Origin of the sequence: Pseudoalteromonas sp. OOF1S-7 (assembly GCF_022347765.1) — a bacterium.
GTDB lineage: Bacteria > Pseudomonadota > Gammaproteobacteria > Enterobacterales > Alteromonadaceae > Pseudoalteromonas.
Genome location: NZ_JAKRFZ010000005.1, coordinates 74839 through 92694 on the forward strand (window position 1 = coordinate 74839; position 17856 = coordinate 92694).

Annotated in this window: 14 protein-coding genes and 1 tRNA gene; 7 read left to right on the plus strand and 8 right to left on the minus strand. The window is 47.9% G+C overall.

Translation table 11 applies throughout. The features are described 5' to 3' along the window. Window positions 1-20: 20 nt before the first annotated feature. Entirely contained in the window at window positions 21-1532 is a 1512-nt protein-coding gene (pepA, locus tag MHN33_RS09375) for a leucyl aminopeptidase (protein WP_239397721.1), read from the minus strand. Window positions 1533-1763: 231 nt separating this feature from the next. Between pepA and lptF the strand changes: the two genes are divergently transcribed. Together lptF and lptG are read left to right on the plus strand one after the other, a co-directional pair. Next, a complete protein-coding gene (lptF, locus tag MHN33_RS09380; protein WP_239397722.1) occupies window positions 1764-2876 on the plus strand; it encodes an LPS export ABC transporter permease LptF in 1113 nt (370 codons plus the stop codon). Next, window positions 2873-3943, plus strand: coding sequence for an LPS export ABC transporter permease LptG (gene lptG / locus MHN33_RS09385; RefSeq protein WP_239397723.1), 1071 nt, complete (start codon window positions 2873-2875; stop codon window positions 3941-3943). Before lptF ends, lptG begins: the two co-directional genes overlap by 4 nt. A 79-nt stretch (window positions 3944-4022) precedes the next feature. Here the strand turns inward: lptG and MHN33_RS09390 are convergent, their stop codons facing one another. Next, window positions 4023-4520 (minus strand): RDD family protein, encoded by a 498-nt coding sequence (locus tag MHN33_RS09390; protein WP_239397724.1) that lies wholly within the window; start codon window positions 4518-4520, stop codon window positions 4023-4025. Between the two features lie 250 nt (window positions 4521-4770). Between MHN33_RS09390 and MHN33_RS09395 the strand changes: the two genes are divergently transcribed. The 4 genes from MHN33_RS09395 (at window position 4771) to MHN33_RS09410 (ending at window position 7939) form a co-directional block, all read left to right on the plus strand. Further along, a tRNA-Leu gene (locus MHN33_RS09395) sits at window positions 4771-4855 on the plus strand. Window positions 4856-5764: 909 nt separating this feature from the next. Beyond that, window positions 5765-6139, plus strand: a complete 375-nt coding sequence (locus MHN33_RS09400; RefSeq protein WP_239397725.1) for a hypothetical protein — start codon at window positions 5765-5767, stop codon at window positions 6137-6139. A 316-nt stretch (window positions 6140-6455) separates the two neighbouring features. After that, entirely contained in the window at window positions 6456-6845 is a 390-nt protein-coding gene (locus tag MHN33_RS09405) for a DUF6746 family protein (protein WP_239397726.1), read from the plus strand. A 728-nt stretch (window positions 6846-7573) separates the two neighbouring features. Continuing rightward, a complete protein-coding gene (locus MHN33_RS09410) occupies window positions 7574-7939 on the plus strand; it encodes a hypothetical protein (RefSeq protein WP_239397727.1) in 366 nt (121 codons plus the stop codon). A gap of 156 nt (window positions 7940-8095) precedes the next feature. Here MHN33_RS09410 and MHN33_RS09415 read toward each other — a convergent pair whose 3' ends face one another. After that, window positions 8096-12070: an ATP-binding protein gene (locus tag MHN33_RS09415; RefSeq protein WP_239397728.1), complete on the minus strand. Its 3975-nt coding sequence runs from the start codon at window positions 12068-12070 to the stop codon at window positions 8096-8098. A gap of 245 nt (window positions 12071-12315) precedes the next feature. Between MHN33_RS09415 and MHN33_RS09420 the strand changes: the two genes are divergently transcribed. After that, entirely contained in the window at window positions 12316-13902 is a 1587-nt protein-coding gene (locus MHN33_RS09420; protein ID WP_239397729.1) for a hypothetical protein, read from the plus strand. A gap of 189 nt (window positions 13903-14091) precedes the next feature. Here MHN33_RS09420 and MHN33_RS09425 read toward each other — a convergent pair whose 3' ends face one another. From MHN33_RS09425 to MHN33_RS09445, 5 genes are all read right to left on the minus strand, one after another. After that, the gene (locus MHN33_RS09425; protein ID WP_239397730.1) at window positions 14092-14295 is read right to left on the minus strand and encodes a hypothetical protein; all 204 of its coding nucleotides are present in this window, start codon (window positions 14293-14295) and stop codon (window positions 14092-14094) included. A gap of 208 nt (window positions 14296-14503) precedes the next feature. Beyond that, on the minus strand, window positions 14504-14716 hold the full coding sequence (locus tag MHN33_RS09430) for a cold-shock protein (RefSeq protein WP_046003072.1): 213 nt from the start codon (window positions 14714-14716) through the stop codon (window positions 14504-14506). Between the two features lie 246 nt (window positions 14717-14962). Next, a complete protein-coding gene (locus tag MHN33_RS09435; protein ID WP_239397731.1) occupies window positions 14963-16198 on the minus strand; it encodes a uracil-xanthine permease family protein in 1236 nt (411 codons plus the stop codon). Between the two features lie 10 nt (window positions 16199-16208). After that, the gene (gene upp / locus MHN33_RS09440) at window positions 16209-16838 is read right to left on the minus strand and encodes a uracil phosphoribosyltransferase (RefSeq protein WP_046003070.1); all 630 of its coding nucleotides are present in this window, start codon (window positions 16836-16838) and stop codon (window positions 16209-16211) included. Between the two features lie 142 nt (window positions 16839-16980). Next, window positions 16981-17799 carry a transporter substrate-binding domain-containing protein gene (locus tag MHN33_RS09445; RefSeq protein WP_239397732.1) on the minus strand — a complete coding sequence of 273 codons (819 nt, stop codon included), beginning with the start codon at window positions 17797-17799 and terminating at the stop codon, window positions 16981-16983. Window positions 17800-17856 lie beyond the last annotated feature (57 nt).

Below are 17856 nucleotides of genomic sequence, written 5' to 3' on the forward strand. Positions count from 1 at the left end.
ATGAGATGTCACGCCACCTATTAGTCTTGAGGCTGCTCAGTGACGTCAGCGCGATTGAGCAAGTATTGCATTAACATGGGCACCGGACGACCGGTTGCGCCTTTGTTGGCACCACTGCGCCAGGCTGTCCCTGCGATGTCCAGGTGTGCCCAGTTGTACTTCTTGGTGAACTTAGACAAGAAGCAAGCCGCGGTGATAGTGCCCGCCGGGCGTCCACCCAGGTTGGTGAAGTCGGCAAACGGGCTCTTTAGTTGTTCCTGATAATCATCCCAAAGTGGTAACTGCCATGCACGGTCGCCACTTTGTTCAGACGCTTTTAACAAGTCATGCGCCAGCGGGTTGTGGTTCGACAACAAACCCGTTGCATGGTGGCCCAGTGCAATAATGCAGGCACCAGTCAGAGTGGCAACATCGACCACGACTTCAGGTTCAAACGCTTCAACATAGGTCAGTGCATCGCACAGCACCAGTCGGCCTTCGGCATCGGTGTTGAGTACTTCAACCGTCTGGCCAGACATAGTCGTTAGTATGTCACCTGGACGATAGGCGTTGCTGCCTGGCATGTTTTCACAGCCAGCCAGCACGCCGATCACGTTCAGTGGCAGCTGCATCTGTACCACAGCACGCATCAGGCCCAATACACCGGCGGCACCACCCATATCGTATTTCATCTCATCCATGCCTTCGCCCGGCTTGAGAGAAATACCGCCGGAATCAAATGTCAGACCTTTACCGACAAATACAATAGGGGCTTGCTTTTGCGGTGCGCCATTATAGTGGATCACCGACATCACGGATTCATTGGCACTGCCTCTGCCAACTGCCAGATATGAGTGCATACCCAGCTCTTCCATCTCTTTTTCGCCGACCAGGTTAACTGTAACGTTATCGAATTCATCGGCCAGTGCCTGCGCCTGCTCACCTAAATAGCGAGGATTACAAATATTGGGTGGCATATTCGCCACGTCTTTGCATAAGGTTGAGCCCGCAGCAATAGCCAGGCCATGCTCGATGGCGCTCTCGCCAATGGGCAGCTCGCGACGCGTTGGGACGTTAAAGACGATTTTGCGTAGCGGGCGACGCGCTTCGCTCTTTTTACTCTTTAGCTGGTTAAAGGTATAGAGGCTGTCCTGAGTGGTTTCGACGGCCTGACGCACTTTCCAGTAAGTATCACGCCCTTTAACATGTTGCTCAGTTAAAAAGCAGACGGCTTCCATGGAGCCTGTGTCATTTAAGGTGCTGATGGTTTTGTCGATGATCTGTTTGTATTGTTTATCGTCGAGCTCGCGCTCTTTACCACAGCCAACAAGTAGCACACGCTCACTCAATACGTTTGGTACATGATGAAGTAAAAGCACCTGGCCGGGTTTACCTTCGAGATCTCCGCGGCGCAGCAGGTTAGAAATATACCCTTCGCTGATTTTATCCAGCTGTTCCCCGACGGGTGAAAGGCGGCGTGGTTCGTATACGCCAACAACAATACACGCACTGCGTTGTTTTTCTGGGCTACCACTTTTTACGCTGAATTCCATTGCGACTCCTGAGTCAATGTGCTGTCTTTTTTGAACTTTTTATGCCTCAGCCACTCCATTTCTGGGGGCTGAACTAAAAAACGGCTAACTAACGCACGCATTTGGCGCTTTAGCCGGTTGCTTTAGTAGGATATTTGGATCCGATGGCATATAATAAAGTGATTAAAATAACCAGTTTACTCAAAATTTCCCACTATTCCAGTGAAATGAGACGTTTTATAGGGGCGGACATTGCTTATTTTTCGATACCTGACTGCTGAGATTTTAAAATCTCAGGTCGCCGTTTTCATGACCCTTATGACTATATTCATCTCGCAGAAGTTTGTCCGGATCCTGGCGGAAGCCTCGGGTGGCAGCATTCCGGGTAAACTTGTTATGTCTTTTCTGGCCCTAAACTTACCCAAGCTGGCGGTGTATATCCTGCCATTAAGCTTATTTTTGGGCATTATCCTCGCCTATAGCCGGGTCTATGCTGACAGCGAAATGACGGTACTGAAAGCGTGCGGTGTCAGTGAATGGTATGTCGTGCGTGTGACTTTGGTATCCAGTTTTGTGATTGCGCTGATGGCCGCAGTGCTGAGCTTATATTTGGCGCCCTGGGCAGGTGAAAAAGAAAATCAGCTGCGTGAACAAGCCAATGCTGAGTCCGGGCTCAGCCAGATCCGGGCAGGACGATTCCAGCAGACGGGCAATGAAAAAGCGGTGGTATTTGTCCATAATACCAGTGATCAGGGCAAAGAGCTGAATCGGGTGTTTGTTGCTCAATTACCGGATCGCGAGTCTAATCTGGCGGCGCGTATTGTGTTTGCGCAGAGTGGTCGGGTGGTTGAAGAAGGCTCCGGTGAGCAGCAACTGGTGCTGAGTGATGGCAAGCGGTTCGAAACCGATGGTTTCAGTCAGGCCCTGAATAAGACCGAATTTAGCAGCTATCAGGTGCAGATCCGCGAACAGGAAATTGAGCAACGACGTCGTAAACTTGAAGATTTGCCCTCATCCAGTTTGCTACAGATGGGCACGCCAGAGGCCATTGCCCAGTTTCAGCTGCGTTTATCTGTGCCTATCTCCATTATTTTGCTGACCTTACTGGCGGTGCCGCTCAGTGTGGTGAACCCCAGGCAAGGGAAATTTGCCAAGCTGGTTCCGGCCATTTGTATCTACCTGGGCTACTTTATCATGCTTAACGCGGGTAAATATTTGGTCGCTGAAGGCAAGGTGCCAACCTCGGTTGGCTTGTGGTGGATCCACTTGTGTGTGTTGTTTATTGGTGCTTACCTGATTGCCAAAGGCCGGCCATTTGGGGTCTGGGTGCGCTCCATGCTGTTAAAACGGGAGCCACAACAATGATGAAAACCCTGGACTGGTATCTCGGGCGCAGTATTTTGCAGACCACCGGCTTTGCGTTGCTGGTGTTCGTGGGTATCAATACCTTAATTAAGTTTATCGAGCAATTACGCTCAGTGGGCCGTGGTACCTACGAGGTGATGGACGCTTTGTTGTTCACTTTGTACAGTATGCCCAGTGATATTGTCGTGTTTTTCCCGATGGCCGCTCTGATCGGTGGCTTAACCGGGCTGGGGGCGTTGGCATCAAGCAGCGAACTGGTAGTGATGCAGGCCGCGGGCATGTCGCGGTTGCAGATCATAGGCTCGGTAATGAAATCAGCCATTGTGCTGGCGCTGTGTATGATGGCGCTGGGCGAGTGGGGGGCGCCTCAGGCAGAGCAAACTGCTAAACAGTTGCGTAATCAGGCAATTAATGGCGGCGAGGTGTTTGAGGCACAGCAGGGCGTGTGGGCCAAAGATGGCAGCAATTTCATTAATATTGCTAATATCGAGAAGTCCGGCAATCTGCAAAATATCAATATATACCACTTTGACGATGACCTGAACCTGCTGAAGATCACCCGGGCTAAGTCAGGCACAGCAACGGATGAGGGCTGGCAGTTGCGAGCCATTGAAGAAGTGCTCATTGAGCAGCAGCAGATCCGCACACAGTATGCGCAAACCCTTAACTATGCCTCTCAGCTAACTCTGGATCGACTGGATGTGGCATCCGTTGAACCTGATGCATTGTCATTTTCTGGATTGTGGTCGTATTTACAGTATCTGAAGCAGAACGAGCAGGATACCAGTAACTATGAACTGGCACTGTGGCGCAAAGTCATGCAGCCTGTGACGATTGCCGTGATGTTGTTAGTTGCACTGTCCTTTATCTTCGGGCCGCTGCGTTCAGTGAGCATGGGCGCACGTATTATCATGGGCGTGATCACGGGGCTTATTTTCCATCTGAGCAATGAGATTTTTGGCCCAATTGTGATGGTTTATCAGATCCCTCCAGTGGTGGGCGCAGTGATGCCCAGTGTGCTATTTACTGCAACGGCGTTTTATCTGTTAAACCGGCAACGCGGTTAGCACAGAGGGTGATGATAAAACCAACAAAAAAGCCTGACTGGATCAGGCTTTTTTGTGTTCAGTTTTGGTGTTGCGTAGATCAGTCCAGGCTATTGTAAATCCGTTTATTTTCTTCTTTGCTTAAAACCACGACTTCAGTGCCACAGATAATATCTTGCAGCGCGCGTTTGTGTTTATAGTCGATCAAGACTAACAGGTTACCCAGCCCTAACAGTGCACACAAAGCCCGTACGCTGGCTCTCGGCCAGCTTAGCATTTCGCCATCCGGTGTTTGCACCTTCAGCCGCCAGGCACGCATGCCGATGGTTTGGCCGCTCTTTGTCCAAAAGTAAGCAAAAAACAGCACTGAGACGGCAATGAGTACAAAGCCGCGGAAAAATGACAACAAAGGAGAAGCCTGGATCAGCGCCGAAACATCTTCATGGTTACCTTGTGAGATCCAACCCGCTGAGATAAAGCCTTCAATCACCAATAAAAAAACCACCATTGACAGCATTGCAAATGCAATCACGACCAGACCATCATAAATCAAAGATGCAAGACGACGGGTTAAGCCCGCGCGGGGAAACGTAGCCATTTGGTTCACTCATTAAAGCTGAAATATGACCCATTCTACCTGATTTTTGACCTAACACTAAAAAACCTGATTAGTTTTAAGCGATTGTTCATTTACCAAGCACTTGAACGACGTTTTGTAAAAAACGCTTGCTACCCTCTCGCCAATTTGTATAATGCTGGGCATAGAGACGAAGGCATATAAAACAAAGCCTAAGCTCAAAGTGGTTTTTCTTTATTTTCTCTAAGTTAGAAGATAAAAGAAAAATTATGCCAGTGTGATGGAATTGGTAGACATGACGGATTCAAAATCCGTTGCCTTCGGGCGTGGCGGTTCAAGTCCGCCCACTGGTACCACTTTTTATAACCCTGACCGAATAGGTCGGGGTTTTTTTATGCCTGAAACTTCTATGTTAAGTAGAGTCGGACTTGAGCCGCACGCCGGGCGTGGCGCTGATGTAAGTTAAGAGTCCGCCCACTGGACCCACTTTTTATAACCCTGACCGAATAGGTCAGGGTTTTTTTATGCCTGAAATTTACTTCCTGTGAAATGGAGTCGTACTTGAGCCCCACGCCGGGCGTGGCATTGATGCAAGGTACGAGTCCGCCCACTGGTACCACTTTTTATAACCCTGACCGAATAGGTCAGGTTTTTTTTATGCCTGAAATTTACTTCCTGTGAAATGGAGTCGTACTTGAGCCCCACGCCGGGCGTGGCACTGATGCAAGGTACGAGTCCACCCACAGGTGCCACTTTTTATAACCCAGCTTTTTAGCTGGGTTTTTTTATGCCTGAAATCTACCTTTTTGAAGTGGAGTGGGACTTGAGTCCCACGCCGGGCGTGGCACTGATGTAAGCTAAGAGTCCGCCCACTGGACCCACTTTTTATAGCCCAGCTTTTTAGCTGGGTTTTTTTATGTCTGTAATTCAAGTAATCATCTTGAAGCAAAGTGGAGTCGGACTTGAGCCGCACGCAGGGCGTGGTGCTGATGTAAGTTAAGAGTCCGCTCACTGGACCCACTTTTTATAACCCTGACCGAATAGGTCGGGGTTTTTTTATGCCTGAAATCTGCCTTTTTGAAGTGGAGTCGGACTTGAGCCCCACGCCGGGCGTGGCACTGATGCAAGGTACGAATCCGCCCACTGAACCCCTTTTTATAACCCAGCTATTAAGCTGGTTTTTTGTGCAGAAAATTTACGTGTTAATATAATTTGGCCGCTAATTTAAGTGGGCCAATCGAGAGTCAGGAAGAAAGAGTGCAAAGATGGCATATGAATTAATGATTTGGAGAGATGAAGGTATTACGCTTGAGAAGTGGCTGGAAGCTGTTGATAAATGCGAATTAACTAAGCCCGACACAGCAGGTGTAGCGTTACTAAATCCAAGCAACGGTGAAAAAGTTGCGATACAGGGAGCGCACGGAGATGTCGCAGTAAAGTTTACAGAAAGAGGGTTCCTGGGGCTCCTGAATAAGACGAGTTGGCATACTTCATTCTTTTTCAGACATTCGTATGGTGCTTTTGTATATACAGACAGTCTAGAGGTACCTGAAAACCCAGTAAGAATAGCTGCTGTTAAATTGGCCAAACTACTCGATGCAAAAATTATCGGTGAAGAAGACGAAGAATATCACTGGTAACACCGCGCCAATTTAGAGCCGGAAGATATATTTTGCATAATAAATTGTAAATTTCTACTGCTTCTGGACGTCTTACACTGATAGAGTAATGCGGTTTTAGTTTGAGCTTGTCGAAGTCACTAGCAGGAAGGGTCAATTGTTATGTGCGGGTTACCATTATCGGTGGTTGCACACCCGGCTCTGAGGGCTTTACTTTGTCACTTCTTAAGCCGATGATGGGCGGTAAAATAACGCCCATCAGTTGACCGGTTTTGTCAGTACGTCATACTCATAAATCACCTTTTTGAACCCTATATTTCAACGCTAGAGAGATTAAATGAAAACGTTAATTGTATTGCTTATGAGCGCTGTATTTGCTTTTTCAGCCCATGCAGATGAAAAATCCATTCAGCACCTCAAGGTCGCGGATGTGGCTTCGGTTGAGGATGCGAGAAAGATCTTTATTGAAAAGACATCGGAAATCAGAAGTAAACGAGACCTGGATGCGACCGAGCTTCAGGAGATCCATGTGATCACTTACACTCTGGAGAAGAGCGTTGAATTCTTTACGCTTAACTTGATTGGTGACAAGAAAAAGCTGGCTGAAGATATTGCGGTGGTGGTTGAAAATATTCACATTAATTCAGAAAGAAACCGTAAAGAAGAGACCCGTAAGTATCTTAATCAGTACTTTGTGATGGCGGATACATTTATTAAGGGTTTCTAATTCGACACCCTGCGCTGCACTTTTAAAAATGACGAGCCAGCCTGTACTGGCTCGTATTTATGTTGTGATTATGAAATTAATTTAGATGAGCGAGTCAGCAAGTGGCTTATCTGGCGTGTCGGACTTTGGCTGGTGATCTGAGTGAACGCTCAATGGCAGTAAAAAGTTAAGCAAGGTGGAGTAAGGACAAGCAGATTAAAGATTTCTTCAGTAAACGTTCTACGTTGGCAAAAAGCTTGTGACATAGTCTCAAAAGCTGAGCCAGCATCTCAAAGTCGCGGAAGTTATCTCGGCTGTGGATGAAAAAAGACTTTCATATAACAACTCAGAAATTAGAAGCAAGAAAAAGCTCGATATTACAGCACCTCAGCAGGATCATGTGATCACCTGTCCCCCTGAAAAAGTGTTGAGTATTTCACGTTAGGCTTGGGTAGTAACAGACAAAAGCTTGCAAATGACATCGCCGTTGTCGTTGAAAATATTCAACTTAGTTCAGAGCTGCAAACAACAGAGGCAATAACATCTGAAGCAGTATTTTCAGTTAACAGTAAAATTTTTAGTCCCTTTGATTTAACGATCTGATAGCAGTGCGAGACAAGCGTATATGGTACGTATTTTCTGGGTGGTGTACGTATCTGCGCGGCAAAGTGCCGCTGGTTCCTCTGTTACTTTATTGAAAGCCGTAATATAGCACGGTATATTCCCGGGTTTATTATTGGGGAATTCTAATGAACTATTTAAAAAGAACACTTCTTATGCTCGCATTCTTGGTACCAACGCTCTCACATGGTAAAGGGTATATGACAGGTTTGTATGACACAACAGCAACCGTGAGCGGAGTTTTTGTTCATAGTAACGGCGGCGTTACTTTGTTTGTTAAAGGGCTGGAGAGAAAGGCCGGAAGTTGTGACAATATCGGGAATGTGCATATTCGTGCTGATAATCCGGCAAAGTCTCACTTTCTTTCTGTTGCCTTAACTGCTTTTGCTGCGGAACAAAAGATAGGTCTGTATATGGCTGGCTGTGAGGTAATTCCATTTTGGGCAGGTACTGCAACTTACCCCATAATCAGCGAATTATGGATAATCAAATAGATTGAATTTGGCTGCTCCTTTTACATCGGCACAATAACCAGGCGCTCGATTTAACAAGGCTGGTATAAGCCGTATAAGGTTGTTATCGCTTACTGAATTCAGACTGTCTTTGTGTATTTATAGTACATAATAGCAGTCATACGAAGGTTAATTTAGCTACTTGGACTGGGGCAGCTGCACATACGCTTTTGCTGTTAGTCCAAACTGTTTTTTGAAGCAGGCACTGAAATATGAAGGGGAGTTGAATCCACATTGTTCTGCGGATTGGGCGACGCTTAAACCTGAGAGTAACAGTGGCAGTGCACGATACAGACGGTACTGGCGAAGATACTCATTGGCGCCAAAAGAAGTCACTGAAGTGAGCTTTCTGTGCAGCTGACGTTCGCTCAGTGCCATTTCTTTAGCTACGACAGCAACCGTAAGAGAAGGTTCGCTATATAGTTCATACAAAACGGATTCGAGTTGTTCCAGAAAGGTCACAGTGGCAGGGTTATCTGCAAACAGATCTTTGGGAGTCTTCGCTTTGATTGCCTGGTCGCCGTGTGGTTGTTTAGCGTCTGCGTTATGATTGTGTGTGTCTTCGTTAAATCGAAATTGTTGTTTTAATTTAGCCTGAGTCGACTCAATTAAAGCAAAAGTGTTGCTGATTTTGAGTTTGAAGGCCTCCAGGTTAAAGGGTTTAGTCAGGTAGTCGTCAGCCTGTAGTTTTAGCCCCTGAAGGTGTTTTTCTTCATTCAGGTTTGCAGTAATGAGCATGACAGGAACATGTGCAGTCAGGGGATCGGATTTAAGTCGCTGTGTTAATTCAAAACCATCGATACCTGGCATCATCACATCAGAGATGACCATATCCGGTAACTGGGCGCGTGCCAGTGCCAGCCCGGTTTCTCCGTCGCTGGCAGTAAGCACGCGATAGTCCGCAGCCAGTATGCTATGCACAAAGGCCAGCATATCAGGAGTGTCGTCAATCAACAGAATACTCCGAGACAGGCTTGTGGGTTGCGGGGGAGCTGACACGTCGAAATGGGGTTGCACATTGTTGTGGCAATCAATAATAGGCAGCCTGACGGTAAAGGTTGTGCCCTTACTAATTGAGGATTCAAGCTGGATCTGACCGCTTAACTGAGTCACTAGTTCCCTGACACGGCTTAACCCCAGGCCCTGGCCACTGGCAAACTCGCTGCCGTGCTTGGTGCGATATTCAGGCTCGAAAATTCGCTCATGGTCTGCTTGGGCAATGCCGACACCCTGATCGGCAATCGTTAAAACCGCATGCTGGGCTGTTTCATCAGGGCCCAGCAACAGGTTTATTTCACCCCCTTCATAACTATATTTAATGGCATTGCTCAGTAAGTTGCTGATGAGTTGCTGGAGCTGATCAGGCGGTGAACTTACCTTGAGTCCTGACTCAAGCTTAGCGCTGCAGTGCATTGATTTACTCTGGATTAAAGGCTCAAATGACTGAACTTGTTCTTTGACCAGTGTGGCTAAGTCGTAATGCTGCCAGGCATCAGGTGTGACAGAATCCGATGGCTGACTGTGAGACGAAAGCTGCATCAGGTGCTCGATCATCACTTTGAGTCGCTTGGTATTGCTTATTACCAGGTTTGCCATCTGATTGCGTTGTACCTCGCTGGAACTGGTACGCAGTTGTTCAGCAGGTCCCTGGATCAAAGTGACGGGTGTCATAAGCTCGTGAGACAGGGTTTTCAACAAAGCGGCTCGCTGAGCCTGAGCAGCCTCAAGCTGGTTGTTTTGTGCTCGCATCGTACGTGTGTGCGCAGCAATGGTGTCTTCAAGTTGTTGTTGCCGGCGTTGCAGTGAGCGGATCCGCAGCCGATATGCCAGATATATCGTGATTATGCTCAGCAGAACATAGCTCACTTTAGCTGAGGCGGTCGCATACCATGGCGTGCGTACGGTAAAATGTAATTCGCTGATTTGCTCGGACCAGTTGCCCTGATTATTTGTGCCTTTGAGTCGCAGGGTATAAGTGCCCCACGGAAGACGTGGTACAATCAGGGTGTGCTCATTCCCCAGTTCAACCCAGGTTTCTGTTAAACCCGATAGTTGATAGCGAAAGGCTTGTTTGGTCTGGTTTATCAGATCGCCATTCGCAATTTGAAAACGTAAACTGGCATGCTTTGGGTCTATCTCTGGTACTGAGCTGGTAGTGTAAAAATGCTGTTCGGAGCCATTGAGGGCGGTGATCGACAGTGCGCTTATCTGAGGTTGCGCGTTAACTGCGTGCAATTTGTCTGTGCTGATACGCGTTACTCCTTCCGTAGATGCGAATATAGCTGTTGATTTGCTGCGTGCAGAGACCCCCTCCAGATATCCGTTTTTGAACAACCCGTCTCCGTGATTGTAAAAAGCAAGCGTTTTATTGTCCCCCAGCCAGTGCCAGACGCCTTTATCTGAAGCGACCCATACCGTGTTGTGTTCATCAAATACCAGGCTGGTGTTGCTGAGGCGGCTCAGCGGTTCAGGCAAGTTTTGCCAATGTTGTAAATCAGGATCATAGGCACGTAAGCCGCGGTCTGTTTGTAGCCAAAGTTTATTATCGGGCCCTGGCGTGACTGCATAAACGGCATGAAATGGCTGAGAAGCCGGGCTCACAACGTGCTCAAACTGAGCGGTGTTGAATGAGTAAGCCTGTAATCCCTGCGCTGTTGCCAGCCATATTTTACCTTGTCTGATTGCCAGGTGATGGACTTGATCGCTGAGCAGTTGACTGTTAGCGCTGGTAAACCGGGTTGTGGTACGAGTGTCTGGGTCAAACCGGCTCAGGCCATCAAAGCTGTGCGCCAGCCACAGTGCACCATCTGCAGACTGTGACAAGGTGTTGATTGCTTCTGCGATTCCTCGCTCTGCAAGGGGGTAGCGTGCTTTGACAATTGCACTGCTGGGGTCGAGCAAAAGCAGTTCATGATACATCGCTGCCCACAAGCTTCCGTCCTTTGAGGGGGCAAGCGCCTGAGCTGAGTGGCTCTCTGATGCGACACAATTGAGAAACAGCCCGGTTAGTGTATATTGGCACAGACCCGCAAGTTGGTCGGCTATCCATAGATGTTCATCAGTCTGCACTAGCTGGTTTACTTCATACGTGCCGGTATCACTGGGGTGCGTAAAGCTAAAATTGTTGATTGCCTGGTGATTGAGAGTCTCGATAATGACGCCTTCACTGAAAGTGCCATACATATTTAGGTTATTGTCCCTGAAGAGTGACAATAACGGTGGCAATGACGGGGTGCGATTGATTGTATCTGTGCTCAGATAGAGTAGCCCGGCGTTCAATGATGCAGCCCGTAGTTCATTATTCTCTCTATGTAAGTCAAATATATAACCCACAGTGTCAAACTCGTTTGGGTCTTTATAAATTAACTCCACGGTACGCTGCTCGGGGTGGTAACGCCCCAGCCCGATGCCATGCATGGCCACCCAGATCTGGCTGTCAGGCAATGTCCAGAGTTTATCGGCTATCACAGGTGCGCCGGTTAAATTGGTGATCGGAGTTACAACAGTGCTTGCCGGATCAAACAAATATAAACCGCGTGAAGTTGCCAGCAATAGTGTCTTTTCCTGAGCCTGTGTTATCGACAGGATCTTGAAATTGACAGGCTGACCGTTGAGTTTGGTTAAGATGGGCGTCAGCGAACCTTGTTCCAGCAGGTACAGGCCGTCGGCAGCACCTGCCCAAAGCTGGCCGTTTTCTGATTTGTATAAGGCATAGATATTCAGCGGCTCAGTGCGTTTTGGCACCCTGATAGACTGAAAGTGTTCCGCTTGTGGACTGAGCACTTCCAGGCCTTGTTTACCAGCAACCCAGAGTTGTTGTTGCTTATCAAACAAAATATCTCTTACCCACAGAGACTGACTAAGCCTGGGGGTGTGATAACGCGAAAAAACCTCAATGCGGGCACCATCATAGCGAGCTAGTCCCTTGTCGGTCGCAAACCAGGCGAAGCCGCGATGGTCTCGTTCAATATCAAAGACACGATTGCTGGGCAGGCCATCGGCGACAGTCAGTGTTGTGTAGGTGTTAGCAAGTACAGCCAGGTTAAGCTGTAAAAGTAGTATCAGTGCAACCGTGATAGGGCGCAGCAAGGCTGTGTTTAGAACGTGTGTCATTGATTTAAGTTGTTGTTATTTATGCTTTTGTTTTTATATTGTATTTAGTCTGTTAATCATAGCTTGCAGCAAGTAAAAAACAAACCTGCAGAGATACAAAATGGCCGATATTTACAGAAATATGTCTAATCTCGGATATTGGGTTTTATACCGCACAGGGTACAATTGCAACCATCATCAACCCTGTTCTGGTTTCCAATAATCGTTTGTGGATCAGGGTCAGGCAGTATAAAGGAAACAATAATATGAACAAAAGACAATTCGGCCAGCTCAGTTTATTGGCTATCTGTGTTGGTACTCTTGCGGGGTGCGGTGGCGGTTCAGATAATATGCTCAAACAATCGGAGCCGGTTGGTACGGCGGATAAATCGAAAAATAGCCAGGTTTCGGGCAACTCAAACAATAATGATGCTCAAAACAACCAAGGGAATGGCTCAAATGATCACAGTGGTGGAACCGGCACGGGAGACGCTGGCTCGGTGGATGGGGAGCAGAGCCGGTATAGTCAGCGCGGGCGAGTGATTGATGGCTATGTCTCAGGCGCCACTGTTTGGCTGGACATCAATAATAATGGTCAGCTCGACAGCGATGAGCCCAGCGTGCAGTCGACGGATCAGGGGAGCTATATACTTGAGCTGACCGAATCTCAACGACAATGTAGTGTGTATGTGCCTACTTACGTTGATGTGCCTGTGGGAGCAATTGATGAAGATTTAGGTGAAGTTACGGAGCCCTACCAGCTGGTGCTACCCCCCTCTTTGGATGCTGTTGAAGACGACAGGGTGAGTGCACATGTCACGCCTTTAACAACGGTGCTCTGGCAGGCACTGAGTGAATCTGAGACGTTCAAGGGAAAAAGCTGTGCTCAGTTACAGCAAGATCCCGGGCTGCTGAATGAGTTACTGAGTATTCTGCGTCAAACGATAGATGAAGTGATTGCACACTATAATATTTCTGAACAACAGCTGTTTAGTGATTACATAGCCGCTCAGGACGAGCAGGCAAAACAACTTGCAGAGCGTATTGTTGTTGGCCTGAAAGCCAGTCTGAAAAAGCGTCTTGAGCTGGCAGAGCAGCATCCCGATGCGCTCGAGATCCGGGTTGTGCACTACCATAAAGTGCCGAGGGCAGGGGGAGAGCCACGCTGGTATAGAGAAATCACTGTATTTGGCAAACACAATAGTACTTATTTCAGTGAAATGGCACAAATGGACGAGACGCTGGAAAACGTATTATTTGTCGAATATCTTCGCACCACCGCTCATCGGCCGTGGGGAGAATTCGGTCGATATAGCGAGGAAGTGGACCTGATTAAAGAGCATGTCGATGATATCGGCACTTGTGTCTACAGAGAAGCTGTCTCAGTTTCACTGGATGGGATCAATTATGAGTTATCCAATTCAATGGAACGTAAACGCGACAACGAAGCACAAGGCTGCGACTGGCAGCAAGACTTTAGTGCGCGCTCAGCACGTCTGCTGTCAATCACATACGGAACAGAACTGATAGAAAAGTACACTCAGTTAGAGCAGCGTGACGGGATGTTTGCGGGATTGAGTGAGTGGCATTCTTTGGCAAACAAACACACTGTATTAGTACCCACAGAGCTGGCAGACTATTTTGTTGCGAGCGGTTATGAATTGGAAAAAACGCTGACCCTACCTGCTTTTAGCTGGTATAAACGGATGACGGATAATAGCAGCGAGTATCGGGTGATTACGGAGCGGTTTGCAGACAAGAATTGGCTTAAAACCACCTATCACAGCGATGGCACGCATACAAAACTCTGCAGTGAGGATGGCGCTCTTTGGCTACCTTGCCCAGCCAGGTAGCATGTGCATGACTGATATGTAACAGGCCTCTGACATACCCTTTTGTTCCAATTGAATTGCTTTGAACATTTATAGCGCTCGGCTATGTTTATTTTCAGGACGAACAAAGGGGTCTGTTATGGCCTTAATCTTGAGTGAGCGCTGATCTGTGTCGTAAAGCTTAAGCCCAATGGAATAAGGGCGTGCAGATCAGCGGTTTCGGTTCAAAAAACGCTCTACGTTGGCAAAAAGCTTGTCGCATTTTTCAAGCTGATTCTGATATTCGGGGGCATCTTCATTTAATAATTCAAGAGACTCTTTTTCCTGGCGATATTCATTCACCATTTTTTCGAGCTTTTCTTCAAAACTAATTTTTCGCCCTTTATTGGCGGTTTTCTTTGATTGCTTTCGCATGCTAAGTCTCAATTTGATAGATAAGGTTTTATGAGAAATACGGGCCGGTCAAATTGATAATGCGGTAATAACGATTAACTTTGTACGCCAGTTTTCTATATGGAGGGGTCAGAAATAGAGAATTAATTTCTGGTTAGCATTTCAGCCGTATTTTTGGGGTTACATAAAGGGATATGCGCTTTAAACAACACATCCCTTTATTATGATATTAAGCTGCAGTGACGTTGGCAGCTTGTGGGCCTTTGGCGCCTTGTTCTGAATTGAAAGCTACTTTTTGCCCTTCAACCAGAGTTTTAAAACCATCACCTTCAATAGCTCTGAAGTGTACAAACACATCTGCGCCACCATTGTCAGGTGTGATAAAGCCAAAGCCTTTAGATTCGTTAAACCATTTTACTGAACCAGTTGTTTTATTAGACATACATACCTCGATAAAATTTAAATTTAAGCTACTAAATCTGTAATGTAGGAAAAGATATCGCAGGGTAAGTATGACGAAGTGAATCGAAAAGAAACTGGGAAAGCTTGTACTAAATATTCATTAATAGCTCAGCTGTTTGAGCTGTGACCCACTATACAGCATATAGGGTGAATAGATAGCACTTTATTTTATTTTTAGAGTTTAACATGCTCAGCATAGCCGGTTATGCTGAGCATTATTAGTAACTTAATTTTCTTGCTTAGGGTTAGGTAGCAGCAGATTAAGCACAATGCCCAAAATGGCACACAAGCTCACCCCTTGCAGGCTAAACTCGGTGCTGCCAAGTTGCATACCACCGATACCGAATACTAGGATCAGCGCGATGATACTCAGGTTACGCGGTGCACTGAGGTCAGTGTCTGACTTAACCAGTGTGTTTAGACCAACCACCGCAATCGAGCCGAATAACAGGGTCATAATCCCGCCCATAACCGGGGTCGGAATGGTCTGTAATCCGGCGCCCATTTTGCCAACAAAGGCCAGTACGATGGCTATCACGGCCGTCCAGGTCATGACCTGAGGGTTGAAGTTACGGGTAAGCATCACCGCCCCGGTGACTTCTGAATAGGTGGTATTGGGCGGACCCCCGAATAAAGAAGCCGTAGAGGTGGCCAGGCCGTCGCCCAGTAAGGTGCGGTGCAGGCCGGGTTTTTCCAGGTAATCTTTACCGGTGACGTTACTAATCGCCATCATATCGCCTATGTGTTCAATGGCCGGAGCAATCGCCACAGGCACCATAAACAAAATGGCAGGCCAGTAAAACTCCGGCCAGACAAACGCGGGCACGGCCAGCCAGCTGGCATTGGCCACGGCATCAAACTGCACTATGCCGAAAAACAGCGATAAGGCATACCCGGTGATAATCCCTGCCAGAATGGGAATGAGACGAAAAATCCCTTTGGCGGTGACGGCCACCACTAAGGTCACAACGAGTGACAAGAGTGAAATGACCATTGCCTGCTCGTAGGCAACCAGCTGCACACTGCCATCGCCACTTTTGCCCATGGCCATATTAACGGCAACAGGAGCAAGCGCCAGGCCGATCACCATGATCACCGGACCGACAACAACAGGAGGTAAGATTTTATGCAGGATGTCAGCGCCCTTAAAGCGCACCAGCAAGCTCAGTAAAATATAGGCAAACCCGGCAGCCATGAGTCCACCCATGGTCGCCGGGATCCCCCACACCTGCACGCTGGCAATGATGGGCGCGATAAAAGCAAAGGAAGAGGCCAGAAAAACCGGCACCTGGCCACGCGTCACAAACTGGAACACCAAAGTGCCCAGGCCTGCGGTAAACAGTGCAACGTTGGGATCCAGACCGGTCAGCAAGGGCACCAGTACCAGCGCGCCAAAGGCGACAAACAGCATCTGGGCACCGCTCACTATGGTTTTAAGCGATGTGAAAGACGTATTGGACATTCAGAATGTCCTACACTGTGCCAAAGATTTTATCGCCGGCATCGCCAAGGCCTGGCACTATGTAGCCTTTTTCATTCAGGTGGCTGTCCAGTGAGGCGGTGAAAATCTCTACGTCCGGGTGGGCTTCCAGGGTTTTGTCTACGCCTTCAGGTGCCGCAACCAGCACAATGACTTTGATCTCTTTACAGCCGGCTTTTTTCAGCATGTCGATGGTGGCAATCATAGAGCCACCGGTGGCCAGCATAGGGTCAATTACCAGACTCATGCGCTCTTCAATGTTACCAACCAGCTTCTCAAAATAGGGTACAGGCTCAAGCGTTTCTTCGTTGCGTTGCAGGCCAACCACACTGACCTTGGCGCTTGGAATTAACTGCATCACGCCTTCCATCATACCCAGCCCAGCACGCAGGATAGGCACAACGGTAATTTTCTTGCCTTTAATGTGTTGTACTGTCAGGTCATCTCCCTGCCAGCCCTTGATGGTGATATCTTCTAATGGAATGTCCTTAGTTGCTTCATAGGTCAGCAGGGTACCCACTTCCTGACATAACTCGCGAAAGCTTTTTGTGCTGATCCCATGCTCACGCATCAGGCCAAGTTTATGTTGTACAAGCGGGTGTTTGATTACATGAATGCTCATTGAAAAGATACTCCAGATAAAATGTATCGCTATTTTAGCCTAGCTCTTCGAGAATTACCCTGAGATAACGCAAATAATTTATTCAATAAGTTAGGTGTAGTTTACAGGGTTAATACAACAATAACTGGGCTACTGTTATGGCTCAATGCGATGGTGTCGGAAGTGGTTTAGAATGAGTTGACGCGGGGGGGAGCGAAAGCGAAATAACGCGCCGCTGCGACAGTCTGTGGCGCTGCTGCAGATAGCCAAAGTGCTTGCGCAGCAACCGGGATTGTAAACCGCTGTCCCGCGCCTGTTCCAGTGCGCGTGTAAGAATTGAAATATGGGCTTTGTTGTCCGGGTGCAGGTAAAAATAAAAATCCAGCGGGTAACTTAGCACCAAATGAGGCTCTATGATCAGACCATTGTCCAGGGTGTAGTCATCTATTTCGTTGAGACCCCGCGAAAAGTAATCAAACCCTCGATTGCCATCAGTGAGCATTCGCAAAATGGTAGCGTGGTCGCTGGCACTTTCAACATAAGGCAGGTGGTTGGTCTGCCAGATCTGGGCGTCGTACCAGCCAGGCGCAAAGACACCGACCAGTTTGCTGTCTCGCAGGGCGTCCAGCGATGTTACCGTGTCAAAACGCGGCTGATTGCGCTGATGAATGAGTAACAGCCGTTTGCCTATCAGACCCTGAGTAAGCGGCACCGCTACCTTATGAAAAGTGGCATCACGCTGGGGCGTTGCCAGGCGCATGATCATCGTGATCTTGCCACTATTGAGCAGACGTGACTCACGTTTATATAAAGGGTTGGGGGTCATGGTGAGGGTCAGGTTGTAGCCCAGGCCATAGAGCGACTCATGGAGTAATTCGCTCAGGTACTTCTGTAATTTGACCTGGCGTACCGGCAAAGTGATGTGCAGTTCGGGCCTTGCCTGCTGGCTGGTTTGTGCAGCCACGCAGGGGCTAAGCTGCATGAGTAATATCAAATAAAAAAAGCGCTTTACCACCCACACAAGTTTACTACCATTAAA